10 protein-coding genes are annotated in these 12332 nt (G+C 34.1%); 5 read left to right on the forward strand and 5 right to left on the reverse strand.

From position 1 onward, the window contains the following. From DCO46_RS20405 to thrA, 5 genes are all read right to left on the reverse strand, one after another. Positions 1-734: hypothetical protein (locus DCO46_RS20405; RefSeq protein WP_207784983.1), on the reverse strand; the 734-nt coding region annotated here is incomplete at its 3' end. Positions 735-984: 250 nt separating this feature from the next. Next, complete coding sequence (locus DCO46_RS20410) at positions 985-1755, reverse strand: abortive infection system antitoxin AbiGi family protein (protein WP_116754328.1); 771 nt, start codon at positions 1753-1755, stop codon at positions 985-987. Between the two features lie 227 nt (positions 1756-1982). After that, positions 1983-3272 (reverse strand): threonine synthase, encoded by a 1290-nt coding sequence (gene thrC, locus DCO46_RS20415; protein WP_116754329.1) that lies wholly within the window; start codon positions 3270-3272, stop codon positions 1983-1985. 148 nt (positions 3273-3420) lie between these two features. Then, positions 3421-4341, reverse strand: coding sequence for a homoserine kinase (locus tag DCO46_RS20420; protein ID WP_116754330.1), 921 nt, complete (start codon positions 4339-4341; stop codon positions 3421-3423). A 151-nt stretch (positions 4342-4492) separates the two neighbouring features. Then, entirely contained in the window at positions 4493-6940 is a 2448-nt protein-coding gene (gene thrA / locus DCO46_RS20425; protein WP_116754331.1) for a bifunctional aspartate kinase/homoserine dehydrogenase I, read from the reverse strand. Positions 6941-7503: 563 nt separating this feature from the next. Between thrA and hutH the strand changes: the two genes are divergently transcribed. From hutH to DCO46_RS20450, 5 genes are all read left to right on the forward strand, one after another. Then, on the forward strand, positions 7504-9018 hold the full coding sequence (hutH, locus tag DCO46_RS20430; protein ID WP_116754332.1) for a histidine ammonia-lyase: 1515 nt from the start codon (positions 7504-7506) through the stop codon (positions 9016-9018). Between the two features lie 48 nt (positions 9019-9066). Further along, positions 9067-9711, forward strand: coding sequence for a DUF47 domain-containing protein (locus tag DCO46_RS20435; protein WP_116754333.1), 645 nt, complete (start codon positions 9067-9069; stop codon positions 9709-9711). A 32-nt stretch (positions 9712-9743) separates the two neighbouring features. Further along, positions 9744-11084 (forward strand): inorganic phosphate transporter, encoded by a 1341-nt coding sequence (locus DCO46_RS20440; RefSeq protein ID WP_116754334.1) that lies wholly within the window; start codon positions 9744-9746, stop codon positions 11082-11084. Between the two features lie 99 nt (positions 11085-11183). After that, a complete protein-coding gene (locus tag DCO46_RS20445) occupies positions 11184-11519 on the forward strand; it encodes a hypothetical protein (protein ID WP_116754335.1) in 336 nt (111 codons plus the stop codon). A gap of 156 nt (positions 11520-11675) precedes the next feature. Further along, a complete protein-coding gene (locus DCO46_RS20450) occupies positions 11676-12314 on the forward strand; it encodes a hypothetical protein (protein ID WP_116754336.1) in 639 nt (212 codons plus the stop codon). Positions 12315-12332 lie beyond the last annotated feature (18 nt).

Consider the following 12332-nt stretch of genomic DNA (forward strand, 5'->3'; position numbering starts at 1 on the left):
CCAAATTCGGTAATTGCCATGCTTCCGAAAGGAACCCCACCAATTCTATTCATTCCATTATCAATTAATAATCCTTTTGAAAAAAGACGTTGTTTATAAAACATAAAACTATTTGTGCTAAGGTTGTAAAATTCAGCTTTTTTGTACTTGGTAAAAGAATCAACATATTCTTTCTTTTTTTCATATGTGATTTGTAATTGGTCATATGGTTTTTGAAATTCAGATTCACCAATTACAAATCTTTCTTTTTTTAATTGCTTTTCTATTGATAATAAATAACTTTTATGTCTATTTAATTCATCTATATGCTCTTCGAATTCTTCAGTGAAGTGTCTATGGTTATAAAGGATCCTTAATTCTTCTTCGGTTAATGTGCTAATTAAGTCAAGATAATGGTCAACAACTTCCGATTCAATTGTTGGGTTATTTAGCTCTTTAATTAAAATATCTTTAAATCTTAGTAGCTTTAATTCGGATTTGGTTTGGACAACTCTTCTCAAAACAGATTCGAATAAATCGTTAAAATTTTCTGTTTGGATATTATCCAAATTTATTTCAGCATCTTTAGTAAAGTAATCTGCTAGTATTTGAATAAAATTATTTAATCTATTTTGTTTTATTCTGCCATTATATTCAAAAAATAATTCATCTAATGCAGATCCCCCAAAAGGAATATTTCCAAAAATAGATTTAGCAGTACTTACTAAAACTTCTTTTTTATTGATTTTCTTCATAATTGTGAGCAACTTTTTTTATCAGAGCGAATTTGAAATTCTAATTAGATTCTCTGATTTATGAAACCAGTTTATAGAGAAAATCAAATACTTATCAAATTTATTATAGATTATTTGGGATTTATAAATTTCTTAATTAAGTTTTTAGTTGAATTTATTTCGTTCATTTCCCCTTGCTAGCGCAAGCCTCTCGCTCGTGTATGATTTATGTCCACGACTGAGACGCTCGCACTAGCTGGTGCTGGTATTTTTAGAAGTCATTTACAATTTGATTAGTCGTTATTATTTTAGTCATTAATATTTCAATTTCTGCTGCTAATAATTTCTTTTTGAATTTTATTGATATAAATTCTAAAACTTTGTGAATATCCTCTTTACTTTTTACTATTATATAAGAAATGTCAGTAGATAAATCAAAATCTAATTTTACTTTTTGGAGTTCTTTATTGTAAGAATTTTTATCTTTTTCATATAACTCGATTTGAACTGCTCTTTTGTTTTTTCCTAATTCCTCTTTCGTTGGAACATATCTCCATTCCCGTTCATTGTAAAATCTATAATTACTATATTCTTTTCCTTTAACAATCAAATTACCTTCATAATTTTTCATATAAGAAGTTGTAGTCATTAATTCTTGACGCCAAACTTCATCTATTTTTTCTAATGATGGATTCTTTGCCACTTGTATTCGATTATCTGCAATACGTAATGCTTGTTGTAGAATAGATTTTGTTAGAGCAGATTCTTTTTCTAAATAAAGAACAGGATTTAACATTTTTTTTACAGCCCATTCTTTGCTCAAGCCAATTCCATAATGACCATATGAATCCAAGTGATTTTTAACTTCGGATAATGGTATGTCACAAAAACAGACCATTGGATAAGCATATTTTAAAGTTTGTGTTTGACCAAAGTGAAACTCTTCTTTACAATATTTTAAAGAAAAACCATTTTCAAGTATTCCAAATAGATTTTTTAATGTTTTTGTATAATGAATTATTGAATTTGTACTTATTGCCATTTTTATGCGGTTTATTTTTCTTAATTCTAAAACTTTATAAGCGAAACAAATCTTTGTAAATACACTTATAATCGGGTAGATGAATGAAGTTTTATTGCGTTTTCTTATTTTCAAATATATACATTTTTTATTATCATTTTTTTAAATTATATTTCAATGAAAACTGTAATAAAAAGAAAACGGTTGAAAATAGTTTCAACCGTTTCTAATTTTATAGTACGAATTTATTATCCCAGAAATGCCCTCAACTCTTCATAAGTCCCAATCTTCACGCTAACTTTCTCCTCATTAATAACACTCTCAATTTGAGCAGGAATCGGAAGTGTAATTCCTAAAGCAGGTTCAACAACATCTAAAAACTTAATAGGATGCGCCGTTTCTAAGAAAATACCAATCGCGTTGGTGTGTTTTTCAAGCTCTTTTTTCAAACCTAAATAACCAACAGCGCCGTGTGGTTCTGCGATATAACCGTCTGTTTTGTAAATTTTCTTTAGAGCTTCAAGCGTTTCTTCATCGGTATAACTATACGAAGAAAAATCTTTTTCGAAAGCTTTTAAGTCATTGTTATATAATTCCTGAATCCTGATAAAGTTACTTGGGTTTCCAACATCCATGGCGTTAGAAATTGTTGCTTTAGAAGGTTTCGGGTCGTATTTTCCGTTTTCTAAAAATCTTGGCACCGTGTCGTTTACGTTTGTAGACGCTACAAAATGCTCAATTGGCAAACCTAATTTCTTTGCCATAATTCCGGCGCAGATATTCCCGAAGTTTCCGCTTGGGCAAGAGAAAACCAAAGGTTTGTTTTGGTTTTTCAACGCTTTGTAAGCAAAGAAAAAATAAAACATTTGCGGTAACCAACGCGCAATATTAATCGAGTTTGCAGAAGTCAGGTTTTTGTGCGCCAGAGTTTCATCTAAAAACGCTTTTTTCACCATATCCTGGCAATCGTCAAAAACGCCGTCAACTTCAAGTGCTTTAATATTTTGCCCTAAAGTAGTCAGTTGTTTTTCCTGAATATCGCTCACTTTTCCTGACGGATATAAAATCACAACATCAACTCCGTCAACGCCTAAAAATCCGCTCGCAACAGCTCCGCCTGTATCTCCCGAAGTGGCTACTAAAACAGTGTTTTTAGCGTCTTTTTTGTCTTTATTGAAATATCCGAGGCAACGTGACATAAAACGCGCTCCAACGTCTTTAAAAGCCATTGTCGGGCCGTGAAATAATTCTAACGAATAGATTCCGTCTTCGACTTTCACCACCGGAAAATCAAAAACCAAAGTATCGGCAATGATTTCTTTTAATTTATCTGCAGGGATTTCATCGCCAACGAATTGTTTTATGGCTTCAAAAGCGATTTCTTCGTGACTTAAACTTTCGATTTTATCAAAAAATGACGGGTCTAAAGCGGTAATGTTTTCCGGAAAATATAATCCTTTGTCACTCGCTAATCCTTGTATAACAGCTTCTTTGAAAGAAACTTTTGGGGCATTATGGTTTAAACTGTAGTATTTCATTTTTTTTGTGGCTTTAAGCTTTAGGCTTTAGGCATTAGGCTTTTCTGAATGCGTTTAGCTTTTAGCTTTTTCTTTTTTTCTTGGTTTTATATTATACGCAAAGATTTTAAGCTTATTGCCTAAAGCCTATTGCTTACAGCGTCCCATCCTAAAGGATGCGGACACCGTCGGGATTAATCTTCGAAACGTGAATCTCATACGGTAAATTCATTTTTTCGTAAACGTTGCTCATGGCTTTTGCGATTTTTTCAGCGGTTTCTTTTCCTCTGCTTAAAGCGAAAATAGACGGGCCGGAGCCTGAAATTCCGGAGCCTAAAGCGCCGTTTTCAAGAGCGGTTTGTTTGATTAAATCAAACCCCGGAATCAAAACACTTCTTAAAGGTTCTACGATTTCGTCATGAAGCGATCTTCCGATCAATTCGTAATCTTTGGTGTAAAGACCTGCAACCAGTCCGCCCACATTTCCCCATTGCATAATGGCGCTTTTTAGGGAAACGGTTTGTTTTAAAACCGAACGTGCGTCAGAAGTTTTCAATTCAATTTGCGGATGAACCACCGTGGCGAATAATTCTTCCGGACTGTCAATTCTGATAATATCAAGCGGCGCATAACTTCTTACCAAAGTAAATCCGCCTAAAAGGGCAGGAGCAACGTTGTCGGCATGTGCGTTTCCGCTGGCTAGTTTCTCGCCCTGCATCGCAAATTGTACCAAATCTTTACGAGAATATGGTCTTCCTAATAATTCATTAATTCCGAAAACCGCTCCGGCAGAACTTGCCGCGCTGCTTCCGATTCCGCTTCCGGCTTTGATATTTTTATAAATTTCGATTTCGAATCCAAAATCCAGTTCGTCTAAAGTTTCCAGCATGGCCAGAGCAGCAACTCCGGAAACGTTTTTGTCGGTTTCCAAAGGCAAATCGGCACCGACAATTTTAGTAATTCGAACTCCTTTTTGATCGACTTTTCGAACAATCATTTCATCGCCCGCATTGTCTAAGCAAAGTCCGAGTACGTCAAAGCCGCACGATAGATTTGCGATTGTAGCAGGACAGAATAATTTTATTTCCATTTTTTTTAAAAGGTTCTGAGTTGCTAAGATGCTAAGGTTCTAAGTTTTTCTTTGCAACTGTTTATTTTTTTGTTTCTAATGAACTAAGGTTTTAAGTGAAAGATTTAAGGAAAAAACCTCAGAACCTTAGCAACTTAGAACCTTAGCACCTTTATATATTCCCTATTCGAATAACATCCGCAAAAATCCCCGATGCAGTAACAGCCGCTCCGGCTCCGGCGCCTTTTATCAATAAAGGCTGATCTACGTAACGGTCTGTGTAGAACAATACAATATTATCTTTTCCTTCTAAATTGTAAAAAGGATGATCTTTTGGAATGAATTGCAGGCCTACGCTTGCTTTTCCGTTTTCGAATTGCGCTACGTATTTTAATCTGGAATCTTTGGCTAAAGCTTCTTGATAAATACCTTCAAAATGAGCAGCGTGTTTGATTAACGAAGCAAAAAAGTCTTCGTTGTTTGTTGTGGCTAAACATTCGGCTGGTAAAAATGATTCGTTTGCAATGGCGTCGATGTCCATTTCGTAACCGCTTTCGCGAATTAAAATCAGGATTTTACGTGCCACGTCGATTCCGCTTAAGTCAATTTTCGGATCCGGTTCTGTGAATCCCTGAACTCCGGCTTCTTTTACCACATCGTGGAAAGAATTGTTTTTGTCGAAGTTGTTGAAAATGAAGTTCAAACTTCCCGATAAAACCGCCTGGATTTTATGCACTTTATCGCCTGAGGCAATTAAGTTTTTTACGGTATCAATAATTGGTAATCCCGCACCAACATTCGTTTCAAACAAAAACGGAGCGTTGTACTGGCGAGATAAGCTTTTTAGTTTTTTATAATTGTCGTAAGCAGAAGAGCAAGCAATTTTATTACATGTTACAACCGCAATACTTTGTTTTAAGAATTGTTCGTATGTCTCAGAAACACTTGCATTTGCTGTAATATCTACGAAAATACTGTTACGTAAATTCAGCTCTTTTGCTCTGGTTATAAATGCTTCTTTGTCTGCAGGTTCACCTTTATCTAAATCGGCCTGCCATTCTTTTAGTGAAATTCCGTCTTCGTCAAAAAGCATTTTTCTTGAGTTCGACAAAGCAATGACACGAACGTTGATCTTTAAATTATCTTTTAAGAATTTCTTCTGGTTGTGAATCTGCTCGATGAATTTTTCGCCTACATTTCCAACGCCCATTACAAAAAGGTTCAGCTGTTTGGTGTTTTCTTCAAAGAAGTTTTCGTGTAAAGTATTCAGTGCTTTTTTAACGTCTCTTTCGTTGATTACAGTCGAAATGTTTCTTTCAGATGCACCTTGCGCAATCGCACGAATGTTTACGTTGTTTTTTCCTAAAGTGCTAAACATTCTTCCGCTTAGACCCTGGTGGTTTTTCATGTTTTCACCTACCAAAGCAATAATGCAAAGGTCTTTCTCAACATAACAAGGATCGATTTTGTTTTGTGCAATTTCGATTTCAAAAGCCCTGTTGATGGCAGCTTCTGCATTATCAGCATCCGAATTCAGGATCCCGATACAAATAGAATGCTCAGAAGAAGCCTGGGTAATAAAAATTACATTGATTTTTTCCTGAGACAATACTTCAAACAAACGTCTTGAAGACCCTGCAACACCAATCATTCCGGGACCTTCTAAAGTTACCAATGAAATATGGTCGATATGGCTGATTCCTTTTACAACACTATCTTTTGCCACAACAGTATCAGAAATTAAAGTTCCAACTGCTTCAGGCTCAAAAGTATTTTTAATTAAGATTGGAATATTTTTCCTTAATACCGGTTGAATAGTCGGCGGGTACAAAACTTTGGCACCAAAATGCGACAATTCCATTGCTTCCTGATAAGAAATATTGGCAATTGGCTGTGCCTGTTTTACGATTTTTGGGTTGGCAGTAAACATTCCGTTTACGTCAGTCCAGATTTCCAGTTGTTCCGCATCGATTGCTCCGGCAATGATTGCCGCAGTATAATCAGATCCGCCACGTCCTAAAGTCGAAGTGATTCCGTCTAAAGTCTGTGCGATAAATCCGGGAAGGATATTGATTTTAGCTTCGTTTTGAGCAAAATATTCCTGAATCAATTGATTGGAAACTTCGAAGTTTACGGCTGCTTTTCCAAAATCGGTATTGGTTTTTATTAATTCACGGCTGTCTTTGTAAACCGCATCGTTATTAATTTGCTTGTATGCCTGAGCGATGATGTATGACGAAAGCAATTCACCAAAACTCAAAATAGTATCAGCAGTTCTTGGAGATAATTCGCCAAGTAAGAAACAGCCGTCTAATAAAGTTTCTAAGTGATTAATAATCCTTTTTACGTGGCTCAACAAACTGCTTTGTTCGCTTACGGGAATCAGTTCTTTTAAAGTGTCGAGGTGTTTTTTCTCAATTTCAGCAACAACTTCTCTAAAGCTTTCGTCGTTTGCTGCTGCTTTTGCCGCTGCTGACTGTAATAAATCGGTTACTTTGCTTAAGGCAGAAACTACAACAACTAATTGATCATCTTTAGCTTTTTGTTCGACAATTTCGAGAACGAGTTTTATATTTTGAGCATTGGCAACCGAAGTTCCGCCAAATTTTAATACTTTCATTTTATGATATTTTTTCTTTTGATGCAATAGTTTTTATGTATCCAATAACTCTCTTCTTTCGGGAAAAAAGTATAGATAACCTGGATTATATGTAAAAATGTATACCCCTAAGGGGTAGTAGTTGTTGTAGTAGAAATAATGGTAGCAGCAATTGCAACTCCTGTATGAGCTGTCATTGTAGATTGATATTTTGCGCTGTTACTTTTCATTATTTGATTTTTCAAAAGTACAGCTTTTAAGCAGTATTAAAAACTCTTAGGGGCTTTTTGCGAATATTTTAATAATTCAAATTTCAAAATTTTAATATTGAGTATTTGTTAAAATTCAACAGGCTAATTTGAAGTTTTGATATATTTAACGTTGGTTTTTTTCTAAATAAAGTTCATACAATGAATTGATTTTTAACGAAAAACTTATGGAAAAACAGATGTTGGGGCAGAAATTGCAATTATTAAATAAACAAAAGGAAAGAATCACCTGAGTATGAATTTTAATTATTGTGATAAAATGTTGCTTTTTAATATTGATTTGTTGAATTTTGGCAACTTAAATTTAAAATAGTCATGAGAGAGATTCATTATATAAGTACTGAAACCATAACTTTAGAAACATTGCACGAGATTTTGAGCAATAATAAGATGCTTGAATTATCTGAAGAAGCAAAGGTGAATGTTCAGAAATGCCGTGATTATTTAGACAAGAAAATGGCAACGCATTCAGATCCTATTTACGGTATCAATACTGGTTTTGGATCGCTTTATAGTGTAAAAATCTCCAATGAAAATTTATCTAAACTTCAGGAAAACCTGGTGAAATCGCATGCATGCGGTACGGGCGAGGAAGTTCCGGCAGAAATCGTTAAGATGATGCTTTTGCTTAAAATTCAGTCTTTGAACTATGGTTATTCAGGAGTTCAGCTAATCACATTACAGCGACTGGTTGATTTTTATAATAATGATATTCTTCCTGTAATTTATACACAAGGTTCACTTGGAGCCTCAGGAGATTTGGCGCCTTTAGCCCATTTGTCTTTGCCTTTGTTAGGAGAAGGAGAAGTTTTGTTCGAAGGTAAAAAAACGACTTCAAAAGAAGTTTTAAAACAGTTTAACTGGGAACCAATCGTTTTGCAGTCTAAGGAAGGTTTGGCATTGCTAAACGGAACTCAGTTTATGAGTGCTTACGGAGCTCATATTTTAATTAAAGCTTACAAATATTCCTATTTGGCAGATTTGATCGGAACCATTTCTCTGGAAGGTTTTGATGGAAGAATCGAACCTTTTAATGAATTGATACATTATATACGTCCGCATAAAGGACAAATTGTAACGGCACAAAGAATAAATGAGTTCCTGGAAGGAAGTGAAATTATCACCCAGCAAAAGAAACATGTTCAGGATCCGTATTCTTTCAGATGTATTCCGCAAGTTCACGGAGCTTCAAAAGATGCGATTGATTATGTTAGAAAAGTATTCAAAACAGAAATCAATTCCGTAACCGATAATCCTAATATATTTATAGAAAGTGATCAGATTATTTCAGGAGGAAATTTCCACGGACAGCCTTTGGCTTTAGCACTGGATTTTATGGCAATTGCTTTAGCTGAATTAGGAAGTATCTCGGAAAGAAGAACCTATCAGTTAATTTCAGGATTAAGAAATCTTCCTGCTTTCCTGGTTGATAATCCGGGATTGAATTCAGGATTTATGATTCCGCAATATACGGCTGCAAGTATCGCGAGCCAAAACAAACAATTAGCCACTCCGTCAAGTATTGACAGTATTGTTTCGAGTAACGGACAGGAAGATCATGTGAGTATGGGCGCAAACGGGGCTACAAAAGCTTTACGCATTTTAGATAATCTGGAGCGAATTCTGGCTATCGAATTAATGAATGCTTCTCAGGCAATTGCTTACAGAGAACCTTTAAAATCAAGTGATTTCATCGAAATGTTTCTGAGCAGTTACAGAGAAGTTGTGCCTTTGGTGAAAGAAGACAGAATCCTGCATTATGACATAGAAAATACAGTAGCATTCCTGGATAGTTTCCAAATTGAAAACGATTTGTTAACAATGGCTTAACATTGTAAACTATTAATGAAGTAATTTTGCACTATCAAAAATAAAAAAATGTCAATAAACAGTATTTTCCAATTTTTAGTGCCGAAGGACAAGAAATTCTTTCCACTTTTTGAAGAAGCTTCAAGCAATTTAATTGAATTAGCTTCTAACTTACACGAAGCTGTAAATTTACCATTAAAAGAAAGAGAAGTTCTTTTTCAGAGAATTGATGAATTAGAGCAAAGAGGAGAAGACATCACACGTCAGACCAATCTTGAATTGAGCAGAAACTTCATTACTCCTTTTGACAGGGAAGATATTCATACCTTAATTACTTCAATTGATAACGTTGCAGATTACCTTCACGGTGCAGCAAGCCGTATGAGATTGTATCAGGTTGATAAGATTACAAAATCGATCAGAAAAATGACAGAAATCAATCTTGAGGCTTGTCAGAATATTGATAGTGCAGTAAAAGAATTGAGTAACTTAAAAAACATGAAGGTTATTAAAGATGCTTGTACCAGAATCAACAAACTGGAAAACAAATCTGATAACGTTTATAACAAAGCAGTTTTTGAAATTTTTGAAAACGAAACAGATGCTAAAAATATTATTAAATATAAAGAAGTGTTATCTGTTTTAGAATCAGCTACAGACAAATGTAAGAGTGTTGCAAACATACTGGAGTCAATTTCTGTAAAACATTCTTAATTCAATTTATTTCATTCTGAAGTTATAATTTTATGACGCTACTTATATTAATTATAGTATTAGCTTTAATTTTTGATTACATCAATGGTTTCCATGATGCGGCAAATGCTATTGCTACAGTTGTTGCCACAAAGGTATTAACGCCTTTTCAGGCTGTACTTTGGGCAGCATTTTTTAACTTTCTGGCTTATTGGGTTTTTGGATTTGGTGTTGCCGATACTGTTGCAAAAACAGCGCATACCATGGAGATTAATCTGGTAGTAATTCTGGCCGGTGTTATTGCAGCAATCTGCTGGAACTTATTAACCTGGTGGTTAGGAATTCCTTCAAGTTCTTCTCATACTTTAATTGGAGGTTTTGCCGGTGCTGCCGTTGCGCATGCTATCGCAGTTCACGGTTTTTCCGGTTATATTGGAGAAGATGGGGCAACTCACTACTGGTATGAAATTGTAAGCTGGTATAAAGCAGGAAAAGATGGTGGAATGCCGTCGGGGGTTCTTATTATTATTGCTTTTATCGTTTTAGCACCATTATTGGGAGCACTTGCATCTTATTTAATTTCGATTTGGTTATTAAATGCTTCACGTAAAAGTATTGGACCTAAGATTTTTACAGTTGCCTTAATGATTGCTACTATTTGGTTTGTATATGTTCAGATGGTTTCTTATGAAGAAATTTTAGAGCATGGAAAACCTCGTTTTGATTCTCATTTCTGGAGTGTAATTTTTGATTCTCATAATATCAAATGGTTTTTGGTAGCTTTTATTATCTTAACGGTAAGTGCTTTTTGTTTGATATTTAGTAGTCTAAACTTACATCAGGCCGATGCGGCTTTAAAGAAAATGCAATTAGTATCTTCTGCAGCTTTTAGTTTAGGTCATGGTGGAAATGATTCTCAAAAAGTAATGGGTATTATCGCTGCAGCCGTAGCGGTTTATATAAACACAAATCCTGGTGTTCATATGGATGCCTGGTTAGATGTGGTACTTCCAAATGACGATTTAGGAATTAAAGGTGTTATGCCGGGCTGGATTCCGTTAGCTTGTTATTCTGCCATTGCAGCGGGAACTTTGAGCGGTGGATGGAAAATTGTAAAAACAATGGGTTCTAAGATTACTAAAGTAAGTTCGTTTGAAGGTGTTGCTGCTGAAACTGCAGGAGCATTGACACTTTACTTTACTGAGCACCTAAAAATTCCGGTAAGTACAACACATACTATTACAGGATCTATTATTGGTGTTGGATTGACAAAACGTGTATCTGCCGTAAGATGGGGAGTTACAGTAAGTTTAATCTGGGCCTGGATATTAACGATTCCTATTTCTGCTATTTTAGCAGGTTTGGTATACTTTATTCTAAGTGTATTTATTTAAATAAAAATAATGCAAAAAATATTAAAGATAATCTCTCTGTAGATTATCTTTTTTTTTGTCTTGAGTTTTATTTTTGTAAAATAAAACTCACTTTTAAAGATGAAAATATTTAAACAGACATTAGGTTACATTATAGTATTTTTTGTTCTTTTCTGGATTTGCTGTGTTGCAAAATGCGAATATTTAACGAAGAAGTATGAGGCACAATTTCAAATACCAAATGAGATACAAAATATGATTGATGGTAAAAAAACTAAAAAAATATTAAGTTACTCTAATTCCCATGCACAAGTTTATTTTGTAAGCTCTGGAAATAGCTCTGGAGACATAGTTAATTTTATTAAGGTAAATGGTGAATGGAAATTTAAAAATTGGAAAACAGTCTGGTCAAAAACAGGAAGCGCTGAAGATTTTATATGGCCTTATCTTAGATGATTTAATCGCAATAAATCATTTATGATGCATAATAAAAATGTCTTAAAATGCAAGTTTAAAAAACTTTTCATGGTAATTAATTGAGTTCTTTAGGCAGACTTTTGCAAATTATTGAAAAATGATTATCAATAGTGTAATTCAATTAAAAATAAAAAAATGAGAGCAGTATTTGAAAAACCATTAATTTTTGATGGAAAAGACAAAAAGATAGTATTGATTTATTCAAACTATATTGTAAGTGATATTACCAAAGAAGGTGTTGATTTATGTATTGAAAAAATAAACAAAAATGAGTTTAATACAGCTGTTTTTGAATCTGCAATAAATGTTGAAGATATTTTTGAATACGAATTTGAACTGAATGTTGATAGTTATGTCATGTTTGGTGTAAAAAACAGCGACGGTACAAGTTATGAAAATGTTGAATTTAAAGATGCTGAAACTGCAAAATTAGCGGAGAGAACTTTTAAAGAACAATTTGAAAAATTAGGTTTTAAAAGAAAAGAAGAACAGTTATCTTCAATTGCAGCCGCGGTTTCCCCTTTAATAATTACGACTTTAGTAGCAATTATAGGAGGATTTTTAACTTGGTTTGCGTATGAACTTGAAGATTATGAAAATACGAGAACAAGAGTTGTTAAGTGGTATGTTTATTTAATGGTTAAGATATCTAAAGCCGTGGGATATCTGCCATTTTTAATTATAACAGGTTTAATCGTTTTGATATGTTTGTTTTGGGTTGTTAAAAGAATGGCAAATCCTCCTTTTAAAATTATTGCAATTAAAGAATCTTAATGAAAAGAAGAGAATAGT

This window comes from Flavobacterium sp. HTF (assembly GCF_003105115.1).
Lineage (GTDB): Bacteria > Bacteroidota > Bacteroidia > Flavobacteriales > Flavobacteriaceae > Flavobacterium.

Bases quoted from the DNA above. Each gene is read 5' to 3' on its own strand.
- DCO46_RS20450 (WP_116754336.1), top strand. From the start codon at position 11,676: ATGAGAGCAGTATTTGAAAAACCATTAATTTTTGATGGAAAAGACAAA.
- hutH (WP_116754332.1), top strand. From the start codon at position 7,504: ATGAGAGAGATTCATTATATAAGTACTGAAACCATAACTTTAGAAACA.
- thrA (WP_116754331.1), bottom strand. From the start codon at position 6,940: ATGAAAGTATTAAAATTTGGCGGAACTTCGGTTGCCAATGCTCAAAAT.
- DCO46_RS20420 (WP_116754330.1), bottom strand. From the start codon at position 4,341: ATGGAAATAAAATTATTCTGTCCTGCTACAATCGCAAATCTATCGTGC.
- DCO46_RS20440 (WP_116754334.1), top strand. From the start codon at position 9,744: ATGACGCTACTTATATTAATTATAGTATTAGCTTTAATTTTTGATTAC.
- DCO46_RS20435 (WP_116754333.1), top strand. From the start codon at position 9,067: ATGTCAATAAACAGTATTTTCCAATTTTTAGTGCCGAAGGACAAGAAA.
- DCO46_RS20410 (WP_116754328.1), bottom strand. From the start codon at position 1,755: ATGGCAATAAGTACAAATTCAATAATTCATTATACAAAAACATTAAAA.
- DCO46_RS20445 (WP_116754335.1), top strand. From the start codon at position 11,184: ATGAAAATATTTAAACAGACATTAGGTTACATTATAGTATTTTTTGTT.
- thrC (WP_116754329.1), bottom strand. From the start codon at position 3,272: ATGAAATACTACAGTTTAAACCATAATGCCCCAAAAGTTTCTTTCAAA.